Source organism: Tardiphaga sp. 172_B4_N1_3 (assembly GCF_052076035.1).
Lineage (GTDB): Bacteria > Pseudomonadota > Alphaproteobacteria > Rhizobiales > Xanthobacteraceae > Tardiphaga > Tardiphaga robiniae.
The window spans coordinates 3,970,367-3,985,570 of sequence record NZ_CP197238.1 but is presented as its reverse complement, the minus strand read 5'-3'; the positions used below and the strand labels follow the sequence as shown (position 1 = coordinate 3,985,570).

Below are 15,204 nucleotides of genomic sequence, written 5' to 3'. Positions count from 1 at the left end.
TAGTTCTGCGCGGCCGCTCGAGCACGCGCTTGCCGGCCTCCGATGTCGGTGCTAGATGTCGGGTCATCGTACAACTTTTGGGGTGCGCTGCCGCTACAAGCTGATGGACGCCGGGCCGGCACGCTCCTAGAATTGTGACAAGATCGACCCCGCAAAGGGGCGAACCAGAATAATGGCCAACGCGCCGTATCGGGAAATTCACAGGGAGGATTTCGTCCATGAAGAGAAGAGATGTCGTCAAAGGCGGACTGGCCGCACTTGCCGTTGGAGCGACTGGCCTCGGGCGGCTTACGCCCGCGCGGGCGCAGACCAAGATGGTCCTCAAGGCCTCTGACGTCCACCCGCTCGGCTATCCCACGGTCGAATCCGTGGTCCGCATGGGCAAGAAACTGGATGCCGCGACCAGCGGCCGGCTCACCATCCAGATGTTTCCCTCCATGCAGCTTGGCGGCGAGAAGGAAGCCATCGAGCAGGCCCAGGTTGGCGCTCTGCAGATCGCCCGCATTTCCGTCGGCGCCGTCGGCCCCGTGGTCGATGACGTCAACGTCTTCAACATGCCGTTCGTGTTTCGCGATTCCAAGCACATGGAAGCGGTCCTCGATGGCGAGATCGGCACCGAGCTGCTGAACAAGATCACGGCTAATGAAAAAACCGGTCTGGTCGCGCTTGGCTGGATGAATGCCGGCTCGCGCAACATCTATAACAGCAAACGCCCGATTAAGACGCTCGCCGATCTCAAGGGTCTCAAGATCCGGATGATCGGTAATCCCTTGTTCATCGACACGATGAATGCGCTCGGCGGCAATGGTGTCGCCATGGGCTTCGATCAGGTGTTTAGCGCCATGCAGACCGGCGTCGTCGATGGAGCCGAGAACAACCTGCCATCCTTCGTGGCGCAGAACCATTTCCAGGTTGCCAAGTATTTCTCGATGACCGAGCATCTGATCATTCCGGAATTGCTGGTGTTCTCGAAGGCGTCATGGGCGAAGCTCACGCCGGACGATCAGGCGCTGCTGAAGAAATTTGGCCGTGAAGCGCAGCTCGAACAGCGCGTGCTCTGGTATGAGGCGGAGAAGACCGCGCTCGACAAGATGAAGGAAGTCGGCACCGACATCGTCACGTCCATCGACAAGCAGCCGTTCCGCGATGCCGTGAAGCCGGTGTGGGATAAATACGGCGCGAAATACGCCGAGATGACCAAGCGCATTGCTGCGGTGAGCTAGCGGCATGTTCTCAATGTGTCGTCCCCGCTTTCGCGGGGGCGACAGAATAGACCTGCGCTTCCGTCGCGTTACCTGAGGTCTTCATGTCTGACGTTATTTCCAAACTGCCGGCTGCATCCAATCATCACGCCGACACGGCCAGCCATGGTGCGGCATACGCATTCCGCCGCGCCATGAACGCACTGTACTGGACCGGTGCCGTGTTTTCTTGCCTGGCGCTTGTGCTGATCTCCGCGATTATCCCTTGGGCTGTTTACACCCGCTACATTTTGAACAGCGCGGCGTCGTGGCCGGAGCCTCTGGCGGTGTTGCTGACGATAGCGGTGACTTTCATCGGCGCCGCCAATTGCTATCGTCAGCGCATCCACATGAACATGACCGTAGGTACCAACCTGCTGCCGCCTCACGCGCGTGTCGTAGCTGCTTTCATCAGCGAGTTGCTGATGGCTGCGGTGGCACTGTTCATGGTGATCTGGGGCATGAAACTGGTGATGACTACCTGGGGCAATTCGGTGGATGAATTTCCCTGGTTGTCTGTCGGGATCACCTACATGCCGATCCCCGTTTCCGGCGCGATGATGTTTCTCTTTGTCGTCGAACGTCTGACCATCGGTCCGCCGCCGCAGGATGGCAGCGACGCACATATACCTCTCGACTAGCTTCGCCGATCAGCTCCAGCCAGAACAAAGAAAATCCGACATGGACATCGCCGTTCTTCTGCTCAGCATGTGTTTGTTCTTCGCCGTCGGTATGCCGATCGCCTTCGCGCTGGCGCTCTCGGCGCTGGTCGGTGCACTGTGGATCGATCTGCCGGTCGCGGCCGTGATGCAGCAACTCTCCAGCGGCGTCGGCAAGGTGTCGATGCTGACCGTGCCGTTCTTCGTGCTGGCCGGCGCCATCATGGCAGAAGGCGGCATGGCGCGGCGGTTGGTGGATTTCGCTGCCGTGGTGGTCGGCTTCACGCGCATTCGCGGCGGCCTCTCCCAGGTCAATATTCTGGCCACCACCATCATGTCCGGGATCTCCGGCTCGTCGGTCGCGGATACGTCGGCGATTGGCTCGGTGATGATCCCGCAGATGGCTGCGAAAGGTTATCCACGGGTGTTCGCCACCAATGTGACCATCTCCGCCTCGGTCCAGGCGATCCTGGTGCCGCCGAGCCACAATGCGGTGATCTATTCGCTGGCGACCGGCGGCGTGGTCTCGATCACCAGCCTATTCCTGGCAGGTATCGTACCCGGTCTGTTGCTTGGCTTCGCGATCATGCTGTTGTGTCTCTACTTTGCCTATCGCGATGGTCATCCGAAGGGTGAGCCGGTGCCGGTGAAGCAGGCGCTGAAGATGTTGGGAGATGCCACCTGGGGCATCGTCACGCTGGTGATCGTGCTCGGTGGCATTCTCACCGGCGTGTTCACACCGATCGAGGCTGGCGCTGTGGCGTGCGTCTGGGCCTTCTTCGTCACGATGTTTATCTATCGCGACTACAAATGGTCCGAGCTGCCGATGCTGACCTACCGGACGCTCCAGACGGTGGCGATGGTGCTGACGCTGGTCGCGACCGCGTCATGCTTCGGCTATGTCGCTGCGATGATGCGGATGCCGGCGCATATGACCGAGTTCTTCGTCGCCATCTCGTCGAACAAATACGTGCTGCTGATGTGGCTCAATATCATGCTGCTGATCCTCGGCACGGCGCTCGATCTCGCGCCACTGCTGCTGATCTGCACGCCGATCCTGCTGCCGGTGGTGAAGAGTTTCGGGATCGACCCCGTGCATTTTGGCATCGTGATGCTGCTCAATCTCGGCATCGGCCTGCTGACGCCGCCTGTTGGCACCACGCTGTTCGTGGGCTGCGCCATCGGCAAGGTCTCGGTGGACGAGGTGATGCGTGGGATCTGGCCGTTTTACTGGGTGATGTTCGCGGTCTTGATGCTGGTGACTTACGTACCGTGGTTCTCGATGGCGCTGCCGCACGCGTTCGGCTTCAGGTGAGCTACTGGACCGGATCGACTGACAACTGCTTGTAGCGTTCCTTGCCGTTCAGCAAATGCCGGCGCATCGCATCGCGAGCCTTGCGCGGCGAACGGGCGCTGATCGCATTGACGATGACTTGGTGTTCCTTCTCGATGCTCTCGAGATAGCGCTTCTGCAATTCGACTTTGCCATCGAAGGTGCGGATGCTCTGGCGCGGGATGATAAGACCGCCAAGGAATTCCAGAAAACCGACAAAGCGCGCATTCTGCGTGGCGACAGCAATGGCGAAGTGGAAGTCGAAATCCTCCTTCACCGCACGGTCGCCATTGGCGATAGCTCGGCTGAAGGTAGCCGCGGCCTTGGCAATGGCTCTGATCTGGACAGCGGTGGCGCGCTCGCTGGCTATAGCCGCGGCCTCCATCTCGACGGCCGTGCGCAGTTCAAGAATTTCGATCACGCTGCCAAGCGAGCCCAGGCCGTCGGGGTCGATGGCATAAGGCTGCTGATCGGGCTCGCTGTTGACGAAGGCACCGGCGCCTTGCCGGGTGGTTACAAGACCCCGGGCGCGGAGTGCCGCAATCGCCTCGCGAACGACCGTGCGGCTGACGCCCATGGCCGCCATCATGGCCTGCTCGGTCGGCAGGCGCGCGCCTGCGGGCAAGCGGCCTTCGATGATCTGGGCAGCGATGCGCTCGACGACTTCCTCAGTACGGCGGCGCACGGGATTGAGCGGTCGCAGCAAAGGCGTGCCTGCGGCCCCATTGGTTGTCTTGCGCTTGGTGCGTGGCTTAGCTTGTCCGGTCATCGTACAACCGGGCTATCATCGCCGATGTCGCTGCGCAAGCTTGCGGCACGCGTCATTGCGCTGCACGCTCTTACATTGTTTCGAGTTCGGGGAGCTTGAGATCGCATTCGACCCAGGCGCCGTTAATGGTGAAGCGCTGGAACGGCGAGTTGGGCACCGGAGCCTGCAATGGCGCGAGGAACTGCGCGTCGGCGGGGCTGCGGAGGTGAAACTGGATATGGCTGGCGGAAAGGGCGTTGCGCGACAGCCAGATCATGCCGGAAAACAGCTCGATCAACAGTTGTCCGTATTTATCGAGACCGGCACTCCCGAAGTCGTAGGTCGGCGACACGGTCATGAAACGGCAACGCAGCACGGGACCTTCGAATTTGGGCATCAGAAGTTTGCTGACCTGACAGAAAGCCTGCGGAACGGTGCCGTCGTAGAGGCCGTACAACCCACCCTTGCCGCCCTGCAGGACTGGGTCCAAAGCGGCGAAAATGCCTTGGGTATAAGTGGAGAAATCTTCTTCTGCGGCCTCTGCAGCCTTCCGCCACTGCGACTTCAGTGAAGCCCAGCTTCTGTCGGCGTCGGTGATCGGCACGAGCCGCATCTCGAGGTCCCCCCGCCGATTTACACACGGCCGGATGCAACCCTAGCTATATACCCTCAAGATTTTGATAACGCGGGAACTTGGCGCCAGCGGCGTTTGCGCGCCAGCGGACGTCTACAGAGCGCGTTCAGGCGCCAGCGGACTGTAGTCCGGCTGCAGCAGCGGCCACGATCGACGCCACGACCTGCTTCCAGTTTTTCGACGACTGCGGGCGATGAGACGGGGCTTTGAAGCGCATGGTCCTTGTCCGGTTGGGCTGCACATATTGCGGTGCAGCCGAGCGTCCTTAGGGACGACACCCGGAAAATCGTGCCTTGCGTGGGGGAAGTCGATCCCCCGGCAAAAAAAGCAATACGCGCGCTGCTCTCGCGCCGGACGGCGGTTGGCTTGTTCTCTGCCGGCACTGAACGGCAGTGAATTATTCTCGCTGCCTCAATCCATCGCGGGAGCTTGCTCCTGCACTGCCGCCGGTTCCTGGCAAACATCGACCCAGCTGGCCCCGGTCAGTTCGGCCATCCGTGCCGGGGACATCCGCACCGAACTGTTGACCGAGCCCGCCGCCGGCCACACCTCGGCGAATTCCTTCAGCGACACGTCGCAGTAGACTTGTAATGGCGTTGCCAGGCCGAACGGGCAGACGCCGCCGACCGGATGGCCGGTGAGGGCAACGACCTCATCGGCCCCCAGCATGCGGGGCTTGCCGCCAAGTGCATCGCGTGCCTTCTTGTTGTCGAGCCGCGCTGTACCCTTGGTCACCACCAGCACCACCCGGTCGCCGACCCGCACCGACAGCGTCTTGGCGATTTGGCCGGGTTCGACGCCCAACGCCTCGGCGGCGAGAAGGACCGTGGCCGAGCTTTTGTCGGTAACGGTGATGGATAATTCGGGGGCGTTGGCGGTGAGAAAGGCGCGGACGGACTCAAGGCTCATGATGCGGTCTCGGTGACATACCGCCACGCCCTCTCACATGTCGCCGACAAAGTGAAGTCACATCCGTGCATGGAAACTGGGGCGGCGCTGCCGCGCCATTCCCTCACGCCGGTTTTGACCTTATACGTGCGCTTGTCTGGCTGACCATGCCGGGCAATGTTCTGGAGCCTACCCTCGATGCTGCCGGCCTATGTGATCCATGCCAAATCGTTGCCCGAGCGCACGGAGCATATCCAGCGCGAGCTCGACCGTGCGGGCATCAAGTTCGAGTGGGTGCTGGATTTCGATGCCGACGAGATCACCTCCGATGTCGATCGGGCTTATTTCGCCGAAGGCGCCGATCTCACGCTGCGGCAGAAATCCTGCGCGCTGAAACATGTCGTCGCCATGCAGCGCATCCGCGAGCGCGGCCAGGATCTGGCGCTGATCTTCGAGGATGACGCATTGCTGGTGCCGGATTTCTGCGACCAGTTGAAGCGCGTGCTCGACGAAGCCGAAAAGTGGCCGCGGCCGCGCATTCTGCATCTTGGCGCCGCGACCAATTTTTACACCCCGGCGTCGGAGTTGCGCCCGGGCCAGATCGTCTATCCCGGCAATCGCGTGCGCAATATGGAAGCCTATGTGCTGGGCGCGCCGGAGGCTTCGGCGCGACTTGACTGGATCGCGCGGCATCCCATGCACGAGCCTATCGACATCGCCTTTAACACCGGCGATCCTGCCATGGGCATCCCGTTCCTGTGGCCGGAACCGCCGCTGGCCGAGCAAGGCTCGCTTAATGGCGTGTTCAAGAGCTCGCTTGATCGCAAAGGGCATGCGCAATTGCAGCTGCGCATACAGTTTGCCGTGCAGAAGTTTAGGCGGCGTTATTTGAAGCGGTGGCTGAAGCTGAAGTAGTTGGCGGCTTTCGGCCGGTCATTCCGGATGGAGCATTGCGTACCAACGCGCCGAGCAATCCCACTGCCAGACAGTACAGCATCCCCTGCGTCACCGCCGAGATGTGGCTGTTGAATAAAGAGCCAATCACGTTCTGCAACACGACGGCCTGGCCGAGGATGCTTGCATAATCGCGCGCGAGAAAAAGCCGCGCATGCGCGATCCACATGGCCCATAGCAGCAGCCCGCCGATCAGGCCGACCTGCAGCACGGTATGAAGCGTTTGATTGTGCGGATCGGGCGTGGCCTGGCCATAGGGCGACGGCTTCGTCGCCTCCATGCTCTGATACAGCGGCTTGATGCTCCCCGTGCCGTGACCGGCGATGGGCGAGGCCTTCACGAAGCCGACTGCCTTGCTCCAGAAATCCAGCCGCGATGCGGTCGAGATTGTTTCGCCGCCTGCGGTCTGGCCGCTATTGGCGTTGATGTCCGAGTTGATCTCTGCAATCCGGCGCTGCGCTTGTGGCGAGGTCAGCAGTGCGATGCCGATCACGATCATGGCTGCGACCGCGACCATGGCGGAGCGTCGCCAGCCGCCGGCGTGGATGACGAATAAACCGAGTAATGCGGCGGCCATGATTGCGCCGGTCTTCGACACATAGATCAGGAAAATGTCGGCAAAGAACAGAAGCGCGAGCACGATCATCGCGATGGCGCGGCGGGTGTCCTGGACCCAGATGCGCATCGCGCCGATCGCCAGAGCGAAGGCACAAAGTGCGAAGCAGCCGGATTGAACCGCGTTGTCCTTGAAGGGCACGCCGGGCGCCTTGAACCAGCCCCACGGTCCCGTGGGCCACAGGAACGCAGCCCATGACAGGGCGAGAAGACAAATACAGGCGGCAAGAAAGCCATAAGCGATTTGTAACGCTTGTTTCGGCGTAAATGCCGTTGCCATCACCAATGGAATCAACAGCAGCTTGGCGTAGGGACCAACCCATCTGATCGCGCCGCTGAGCGGCTGCATCGACCAGAGCACGCCGACCAGGATCAGTGCGAACAGCGCGACCGGCAGATAGGCCGCCGGCTTCCGCAACGCGGCGATGAAACGATCACGGTCGAGTGTCAGCAGCGCGAGCACTGCAAAGATCGACACCGCGATAGCCTGACCGCTGGTTGAGAACGGCAGCGAGAAGCCGGTGGCAATGGCAGCGATCTGCCGGGCATCCGCAAGTTTGCGCGGCAGATCGTTGTTCGTCATATGCCCAGGAGTTTCCGTGCGTTGTTCTTCAGGACCTTCGGACGCACCTCGTCGCGAATGTCGAGCTTGGCGAAATCGGCCATCCAGCGATCCGGCATGATCACCGGCCAGTCGGAGCCGAACAGCATCTTATCCTGCAGGATCGAATTGATGTAGCGCACCAGGATCGGCGGGAAGTATTTCGGCGACCAGCCGGACAGGTCGATATACACGTTGGGCTTGTGGGTCGCGACCGACAGCGCCTCTTCCTGCCAGGGGAAGGAGGGATGCGCCAGAATGATCTTCATGTCGGGAAAGTCGACCGCAACGTCGTCCATATACATCGGGTTGGAATATTTCAGCCGCATCCCCATGCCGCCTGGCATGCCGGAGCCGACGCCTGTCTGGCCGGTGTGGAACAGCGCGATAGCGCCGCCTTCCTGGATAGCCTCATAGAGCGGATAGGCCATGCGGTCGTTGGCGTAGAAGCCCTGCATGGTCGGATGGAACTTGAAACCCTTCACACCGTATTCGGAGATCAGCTTGCGTGCCTCGCGCACGCCGAGCTTGCCCTTGTGCGGATCGATCGACGCGAACGGGATCAGCACGTCGGCGTTCTCTTTGGCGATCTCCAGCATCTCGTAGTTGTTGTAGCGGCGGAAACCGGTCTCGCGCTCGGCGTCGACCGGGAAAATCACCGCGGCAATCTTCTTGTCGCGGTAATAGGCGGCTGTTTCCTGCACTGTCGGCGGATGCTTGTGCGGCGACTTGAAATACTCGGCCATGCGGGCCTGGAAATCATCATAGCCGTCGTCGGCGTGGCAGCCGCAGGGCTCTTCCGCATGGGTGTGGATGTCGATGGCGACCAGGTCGTCCGGATTGAGCAATTTCATGTCCCGCGTCTCCCGCACTTTCATCATTATCGTTGGCGGTTGCTCTAGCAAACCGGCCTGCTGAATGAAAGGCGCGGAACGCTGCCGACCTTAGCCGGTGGAGAAGGACTGTGTCCGGATATCCTGCGCGGTGCGGCGGAGCGGGATCAGGTATTTCTCCTTTGCCGTCGCCTCGTCCATTGTGCCCGAGATGGCATTCACGCTGATCGCCGCGACGACCCGGCCGCCGTGGTCGCGGACGGGGACGGCGATGCCGCAGATGGCTGGGTCGAGTTCACCATCGACCCAGCCATAGCCTTTGGCCTCGACGCGTTCGAGCTCGCGTTCCAGCAGTACGGGATCGGTGATGGTGCGTGGGGTGATCGGCTTGAATTCGGTGGTGGCGAGATAGTGCGTGCGCTCGTCCGGCGGCAGGGCCGCCAGCAGGACCCGGCCGAGCGACACCACATGGGCGGGCAGGCGGCTGCCGACGGCGAGATTGGCCGAGAGAATGCGCTGCGCCGGCAATCGCAGCGCATAGACGATCTCGGTCTCGTCCAGCACGGCCAGCGAGCAGGATTCGCCGATTTCGTTGCGCAGATCTTCCAAAGCGCGTTGCGCGTAGCCCCAGTAAGGCAGTGCATTGAGGTAGGAAAGGCCAAGCCCCAGCGCCCGCGGGCGTAGGCTGAAATAGCGACCATCGGCTTCGCAATATTTCATCACGATCAGCGTCGCCAGCATCCGGCGCGCCGTCGCGCGGCTGAGGCCCGCGATCGCGGCGACTTCCGAGAGCGTGTGCCGACCCGGTGGGCGACCCAGTGCTTCGACGGCCGCAAAACCACGGGCGATCGCCCGAACGAAACCGTCACTGTCTTTGGCCATGCACCATCCTACCGGTTCGGACTTGTCAGTCCCGGGAAACCGCGCCTATAGTTGTTCGTAAGGCGGCCATAAAGTTCGCCTGGTGAACGCTAGTGGAGAAGGCGCTATGGCGCAAGCGGAAGTTTTTGAAACCGATTTCTGGAAGGACGCGAACCTGCGCAAGGTCTGGGACGAGATCGTCCCGGGCGAGCCACGCAAGACGCTGCCTTATGTCCTGACGAGGGAGGCGATCCAGCTTTATTGCCGCTCGGTCGGCGAGAACCACCCATTGTATTTCGACGAGGCTTACGCGAAGGCGTCGCCCTATGGCGGTCTGATCGCGCCGCCATCGATCCACATTCTGCTGATGTTCTCCTGCACGCCGGCCGACGACTGGATGCGCACACCTGGCACCGTCAATGCCGGCCAGTCCTGGAGCTACAATATCCCGGCACGGCCCGGAGACACCATCACCCTGCAGGCCCGCGCGCTCGACAAGTTCATCAAGCGCGAGCGGCTGTTCGTGGTCCACGACAACGTGTTCTTCAACCAGCGTGGTGACGTCATCTGTTCTGGCCGCGGCCAGACCATCCGCCCGATGTGAGTGTGGCAAGGAGATCAATCATGACAACCAGCTTTGACAAACTCTCCACCGGCGACACCATCGACGGTCCGAGCTTCACAGTGTCGCGCGAGTCGATCCGGCTCTTCTGCGACGGATCGCTCGACTACAATCCGCTGCATCTCGACGACAACTACATGAAGAACTCATTCGGCAAGACCAATTTCGGCGGCATCATCATGCATGGCATGAATAATTTCGGGCTGATCACCCGCATGCTGACCGACTGGGCCTATCCCGCAGGTGCAATCCATCGCCGTCTCGAAACGCGCTGGGTCAAGCCGGTGAAGCCCGGCGACACGATCCAGCCGGTTGGCATCATCAAGGCCAAGCAGACCACCGAGAAGTCGCGCTGGGTGTTGATCGACGTGCTGGTGAAGAACCAGAACGACGAGAAGGTCGCTGTTGGCGAGGCGATGGTTGAATTTCCGCTGACAGCCTAGTGGCTCAATGCAACGGTGTGCGGCATAGTCCGCACGCCGGACAAGAACAGGCAAGGGATCGAAATGAAGAAGCTCACGAGGCTCGCCCTGTCGTGTCTGGCGATGACTTTTGTCATGTTGTCGGGCGCGCTGGCGCAGAATTTTCCAGTCAGTCAGATCAAGATCATCGTGCCGTTTCCAGCGGGGGGCACGACGGACATCCTCGCACGGTTTGTCGCGCAATATCTCGGCGAGAAGCTCGGCGTCACCACGATCGTCGAGAACCGGCCCGGCGCATCGGGCACGATCGGTTCGGAAGTTGTCGTGAAGTCGCCCGCCGATGGCAGCGTGTTGTTGGTCACGGCCACGCATCACGTGATCAATCCGAGCCTGCGCAAGAGTCTGCCTTACGAGACACAGAAGGACTTCTCGCCGATCGCCCTGATCGCGACGGCGCCAAATGCGCTTGTTGTGACCCGGGACTTTCCGGCGAAGTCGGTCGCCGAGTTGATCGATCTGGCGAAGAAGCAGCCCGGCAAGCTGTCCTTCGGATCGGCCGGCGTCGGCGGCGCCAATCATCTGTCGGGTGAATTGTTTAAGCAGATGGCTGGAATCAATATCGAGCACATCCCTTACAAGGGGGCCGCGCCGGCGATGAACGACCTGATCGGCGGCCATATTCCGATCATGTTCGATACGTTGCCGACCGTTTTGCCTGCTGCCGAGGCGGGCAACATCCGCGTGCTCGCGGTCACCAGCCTGACCCGAGCGGCCTCGCTCCCCAACGCCCCGACCCTCGATGAGGCCGGCGTAAAGGGGTTCGAGGCGACCGCCTGGTTCGGCATGTATATGCCGCAGGCCAATGGCAGCCCGGCCTATACGAAGCTGGTCGCGGCCATGAAGGAGATCCTGGCGGCTCCCGCGACCCGCGAGAAATTCGCCACCCAGGGCGTCGAGCCGGGCAAGCTGACGGGAGCTGAATTCACGGCTTTCGTCGATTCGGAGATCAAGAAGTGGGGCGCAGTGGTGAAAACCGCGAATGTTCCGCAAGAGTGATCCGCACGTGTTTGAAGGGTCCGGTGACTGTTCCCGGACCCTCAAGCCACCAAAATACCTGCAAATGTCGATCTGGTGGTCGTCAGATGCCCGGATCGGATTGACAGTCCGGCGCCCGATGGCTTAGAAACCGCGGGTCCCGGGCGACTTGGTCGCCAGCGGATTCAAGCTCATTTTCGCTGATTTCGGCCTGCTGCGCACGGCCTTTGACGTCAGTATCGCAAGCTATCAGGATTGACCGATGAAAGTCCGTAACTCGTTGAAATCGCTGCGTGGTCGTCACCGCGACAACCGCCTGGTCCGCCGCAAGGGCCGCGTCTACGTGATCAACAAGACCCAGCGCCGTTTCAAGGCTCGCCAGGGTTGAGTTGCTGCGGCTGGCATTGTGCCGGCTGGCCTCACGACATCACAGGTGTTTGACGCGCTGCTGCTTTGCAGCGCGTTTTTTCGTGTCTAGACTTGCAGCATGGCATTGAGAATCCCGGCCGCAGGTTTTGGAATTCTGCTGAGCGCATTTCTGGGCGCAGCACCCGTCTATGCGCAGGTGCGAGATCCGCAGGTCGTGACCCCGGATGCGCCGAAGAAGATTCCCGAGCCACCCGCCAAACTGCCGAAGGTCAATGCCGACAAGACGCGCGGCCTCGATTTCCTGTTTGGTGCGCTGAAAGCGGCGCCGGACGAAGCCAGCGCCAAACACGTCGAAGGCCGGATCTGGGCCCTGTGGTCGCAGACCACGAGCGACACGACCGCGCTGCTGATGACCCGCGCCAAGACGGCGCTCGACGCCAAGCAGGTCGATCTGTCGCTGCAGTTGTTGAGCGCGGTGGTGAAGCTGCGCCCCGATTACGTCGAGGGCTGGAATCGGCGCGCGACGCTGTATTACCTGCAGAACGATTACACCCGGTCGCTGCAGGATATCGAGCAAGTGCTGATACGCGAACCCCGGCATTTCGGTGCTCTGGCAGGGCTCGGCATGATCATGCAAGAGCTGGGCGACGAAAGGCGTGCGCTTGATGCGTTCCGCAAGGCGCTTGCGGTCAATCCGCATCTCGAAAAGGTGCCGGAGCTGGTCAAGACCCTGACCGAAAAGGTCGAAGGCCGCGATATCTGAGATTCCTTGAAAGTTGGGGCGTTTACGGACATCGCGGGAACATCACCCTGCTTTGATGCATCCCTGCTGCCCGCGATGGAAAAACAAGACATCGTCGCCGGGGAATCAAACTTCTGACACAGGAAACGGGCGAAAAGGGCGTTTTCCGAGCCACAGGAAGGGACACCTTTTGGCGCCGAAGTCATTTCCGCTATTCGCTTTGCTATGTGTGTTGATGGCCGCACCGATGGCTGCTGTGACCAGCCCTGCGCTCGCGCAGAAAGCTGATGCGCCGCCGGCGCCTGCAGCTTCGACGCTGTCCCCCGATCAGGCCAAGGCTGCGCTCGACACATTGCAGGACGACGTCAAGCGCAAGGAGATGATCGATACGCTGCGGGCGATCGCCGCGGCGACACCCGCATCGCCCGAGAAGAAGCCTGCCATTCCGCTCGACGCCGACAGTCTTGGCGCGCAATTGCTGGTGACGATTTCCGATCAGCTCGGCGATATTACGCGCGAGGTCTCGACAGCCGTGCAATCGGTCACGCGCTTTCCGGCCCTATGGTACTGGCTGCAGCGCAGCGCCAACGATCCCGCCACCTATCATCTCCTGTTCGACATCGCCTGGAAGCTTGTTGTCGTATTCGGCGGTGCGCTGGCAGCGGAATGGCTCATGGTCTGGCTGCTGCGCAAGCCGCAGGCAGTGCTCGAGGCGCGCATTCCTTTCGTCGCCCGTGCGCCGTCCTCGCTCATCGAACGTGCCGATCCACCGTCGTCCACGGCCGACTTCACCGAGGCGCCCGATCTCAACAAACGGCGGCGCAGCCTGACCCGGGCGTGGCAATCGCTGCTGCGGCTTCCCTATGTGGTCGGGCGTCTTCTCCTCGAATTGTTTCCGATTTTCGTCTTTACCGGCACAGTATCGCTGCTGCTCGGCACCCAGATCGGCGATGCCGGGATCACGCGCCTCGCGATCCTTGCGATCGTAAACAGCTATGTGGTGGCGCGCGCCATCATCTGCGCGATGCGCGCGTTGTTCGGGCCGCTCGCGCTGTTCAGGGTGAAGGAGGAGACCGCAGCCTATCTCGAAATCTGGACGCGTCGCATCGTCGGCGTCGGCGCCACCGGCATCGCAATCGCCAATGTCGCCCTGATGATGGGCCTCTATCGCTCGGCGCATTTTGCGCTGATCAAGCTCGTGATGCTGGTCGTGCATCTGTTTGTCGTCGTCATCGTCCTGCAGTGCCGGAAGCCCGTTGCCGATGCACTCCGCGCGCCGATCGGTGCTACGGGTTTCCTGAGCGCGATGCGCAATCGCCTCGCCAGTCTCTGGCATGTGCTGGCGATCGTCGTCGTGATGGCGGCTTGGACCATCTGGGCGCTCAATATCCAGAACGGTTATTCATTGCTGCTGCGATACATCGTCGGCACGGTCATTGTCGCGCTGGTGGCCCGGCTCGTCTCCATGATTGCGCTGAGCCTCATTGATCGCGGTTTCCGCATCAAACCGGAAATCCTGCAGCGCTTTCCGGGTCTTGAGACGCGTGCCAATCGTTATCTGCCACTGTTGCGCAAGGTCGTCGCAACGATCATCGCGGTGATCGGCCTCGTTGCCTTGCTGGAAGTGTGGGGCGTCAATGCCATTGTCTGGTTCTATGGCGGCCAGATCGGCAGTCGGGTCGTCTCGGCTGTCATCACCGTCGGCATCGCTGCCATTGTCGCTGCGGTTGTGTGGGAAGGTAGCAATGCGCTGATGGAGCGTCAGCTCGCGGCGCTGACGCGCGATGCTCATTTCGCCCGCGCGGCGCGTCTGCGCACGTTCCAGCCAATGCTGCGTACGACATTGCTCGGCGTAATCATCGCGGTGGTCTCGCTCACCGCGCTGAGCGAGATCGGCGTCAATGTCGCGCCGCTGCTTGCCGGTGCCGGCATCCTCGGCATTGCCATCGGTTTCGGTTCGCAGAAGCTGGTGCAGGACGTGATTACCGGCCTGTTTCTGCTGCTGGAAAGCACCGTGCAGGTCGGAGACAACGTCACGGTCTCGGGCCTGTCGGGGGTGGTGGAGAACGTCTCGATCCGTACCATCCGGCTGCGTGCCGGCGATGGTTCGGTTCACATCATTCCCTTCAGCGCCGTGACCACCATCACCAATGCCAGCCGCGGTGCAGGCAACGCGGCTGTCAGCGTCAGCGTCGCTTACAAGGAAGATACCGACCGCGCTGGCCAATTGCTGAAGGACATCGTCGAGCAGATGCGCAATGAGGCTGCTTTCAAGCCGCTGATCCGCGGCGATCTCGAATTGTGGGGCGTCGACAAGGTCGATGGTTCGATGGCGACGATCGTCGGGCAGATCCGGTGTACCGATTCCGGCCGCTGGGCGGTGCAGCGCGAATTCAATCGCCGCATGAAAATCCGCTTCCAGGAAGAAGGTATCGAGATCGCGTCACCCGGACAGACCGTCCTGATGCAGTTGCCTCCGCCGACCACTGAAGCTGCAGAGGACAATGACGCAGATATCGAGCAGAGCAAGTCAGCGCAGCGCCGCGCCGGCTAGTGATTGTCGCTGCAGCTCCGGATTGACCAAAGTTGCGGCTACGTGCGGCGCAATGGCAGCCATATTCGCCATCTGGCCACGCGGCCTCTCTGG

16 protein-coding genes are annotated in these 15,204 nt (G+C 61.4%); 10 read left to right on the top strand and 6 right to left on the bottom strand.

Annotation, left to right across the window (positions count from 1 at the left end):
• Positions 1–218 precede the first annotated feature (218 nt).
• The 3 genes from AB7783_RS18935 to AB7783_RS18925 all read left to right on the top strand — a co-directional run bounded on the left by AB7783_RS18935 (position 219) and on the right by AB7783_RS18925 (position 3,215).
• Positions 219–1,223, top strand: coding sequence for a TRAP transporter substrate-binding protein (locus AB7783_RS18935; RefSeq protein WP_441278474.1), 1,005 nt, complete (start codon positions 219–221; stop codon positions 1,221–1,223).
• Positions 1,224–1,306: 83 nt separating this feature from the next.
• On the top strand, positions 1,307–1,882 hold the full coding sequence (locus AB7783_RS18930) for a TRAP transporter small permease (protein WP_093757159.1): 576 nt from the start codon (positions 1,307–1,309) through the stop codon (positions 1,880–1,882).
• Between the two features lie 40 nt (positions 1,883–1,922).
• The gene (locus AB7783_RS18925) at positions 1,923–3,215 is read left to right on the top strand and encodes a TRAP transporter large permease (RefSeq protein WP_089265860.1); all 1,293 of its coding nucleotides are present in this window, start codon (positions 1,923–1,925) and stop codon (positions 3,213–3,215) included.
• A gap of 1 nt (position 3,216) precedes the next feature.
• Here AB7783_RS18925 and AB7783_RS18920 read toward each other — a convergent pair whose 3' ends face one another.
• From AB7783_RS18920 to AB7783_RS18910, 3 genes are all read right to left on the bottom strand, one after another.
• Positions 3,217–4,002, bottom strand: a complete 786-nt coding sequence (locus tag AB7783_RS18920; protein ID WP_441278473.1) for a FadR/GntR family transcriptional regulator — start codon at positions 4,000–4,002, stop codon at positions 3,217–3,219.
• 70 nt (positions 4,003–4,072) lie between these two features.
• Positions 4,073–4,585, bottom strand: coding sequence for a hypothetical protein (locus AB7783_RS18915; protein ID WP_441278472.1), 513 nt, complete (start codon positions 4,583–4,585; stop codon positions 4,073–4,075).
• A gap of 441 nt (positions 4,586–5,026) precedes the next feature.
• Complete coding sequence (locus tag AB7783_RS18910; protein ID WP_320445516.1) at positions 5,027–5,524, bottom strand: YbaK/EbsC family protein; 498 nt, start codon at positions 5,522–5,524, stop codon at positions 5,027–5,029.
• Positions 5,525–5,701: 177 nt separating this feature from the next.
• Here AB7783_RS18910 and AB7783_RS18905 point away from each other — a divergent pair, with 177 nt between their 5' ends.
• Positions 5,702–6,418 carry a glycosyltransferase family 25 protein gene (locus AB7783_RS18905; RefSeq protein WP_089265863.1) on the top strand — a complete coding sequence of 239 codons (717 nt, stop codon included), beginning with the start codon at positions 5,702–5,704 and terminating at the stop codon, positions 6,416–6,418.
• Here the strand turns inward: AB7783_RS18905 and AB7783_RS18900 are convergent.
• The 3 genes from AB7783_RS18900 to AB7783_RS18890 all read right to left on the bottom strand — a co-directional run bounded on the left by AB7783_RS18900 (position 6,378) and on the right by AB7783_RS18890 (position 9,388).
• A complete protein-coding gene (locus AB7783_RS18900) occupies positions 6,378–7,655 on the bottom strand; it encodes an O-antigen ligase family protein (protein ID WP_439074773.1) in 1,278 nt (425 codons plus the stop codon). The genes AB7783_RS18905 and AB7783_RS18900 overlap by 41 nt on opposite strands.
• The gene (locus AB7783_RS18895; protein ID WP_089265865.1) at positions 7,652–8,527 is read right to left on the bottom strand and encodes an amidohydrolase family protein; all 876 of its coding nucleotides are present in this window, start codon (positions 8,525–8,527) and stop codon (positions 7,652–7,654) included. The genes AB7783_RS18900 and AB7783_RS18895 overlap by 4 nt, the downstream gene beginning before the upstream one ends.
• A 90-nt stretch (positions 8,528–8,617) precedes the next feature.
• Positions 8,618–9,388 carry an IclR family transcriptional regulator domain-containing protein gene (locus AB7783_RS18890; RefSeq protein ID WP_441278471.1) on the bottom strand — a complete coding sequence of 257 codons (771 nt, stop codon included), beginning with the start codon at positions 9,386–9,388 and terminating at the stop codon, positions 8,618–8,620.
• A gap of 106 nt (positions 9,389–9,494) precedes the next feature.
• Between AB7783_RS18890 and AB7783_RS18885 the strand changes: the two genes are divergently transcribed.
• From AB7783_RS18885 to AB7783_RS18860, 6 genes are all read left to right on the top strand, one after another.
• Positions 9,495–9,971, top strand: a complete 477-nt coding sequence (locus tag AB7783_RS18885) for a MaoC family dehydratase (RefSeq protein WP_093757153.1) — start codon at positions 9,495–9,497, stop codon at positions 9,969–9,971.
• A 20-nt stretch (positions 9,972–9,991) separates the two neighbouring features.
• On the top strand, positions 9,992–10,432 hold the full coding sequence (locus AB7783_RS18880) for a MaoC family dehydratase (protein WP_441278470.1): 441 nt from the start codon (positions 9,992–9,994) through the stop codon (positions 10,430–10,432).
• Positions 10,433–10,495: 63 nt separating this feature from the next.
• On the top strand, positions 10,496–11,467 hold the full coding sequence (locus AB7783_RS18875) for a Bug family tripartite tricarboxylate transporter substrate binding protein (RefSeq protein WP_441278469.1): 972 nt from the start codon (positions 10,496–10,498) through the stop codon (positions 11,465–11,467).
• Positions 11,468–11,708: 241 nt separating this feature from the next.
• A complete protein-coding gene (ykgO, locus tag AB7783_RS18870; protein ID WP_055038661.1) occupies positions 11,709–11,834 on the top strand; it encodes a type B 50S ribosomal protein L36 in 126 nt (41 codons plus the stop codon).
• A gap of 99 nt (positions 11,835–11,933) precedes the next feature.
• Positions 11,934–12,578: a tetratricopeptide repeat protein gene (locus AB7783_RS18865; RefSeq protein ID WP_441278468.1), complete on the top strand. Its 645-nt coding sequence runs from the start codon at positions 11,934–11,936 to the stop codon at positions 12,576–12,578.
• 214 nt (positions 12,579–12,792) lie between these two features.
• Complete coding sequence (locus AB7783_RS18860) at positions 12,793–15,111, top strand: mechanosensitive ion channel domain-containing protein (protein WP_441278467.1); 2,319 nt, start codon at positions 12,793–12,795, stop codon at positions 15,109–15,111.
• The last annotated feature ends 93 nt before the right edge of the window (positions 15,112–15,204 follow it).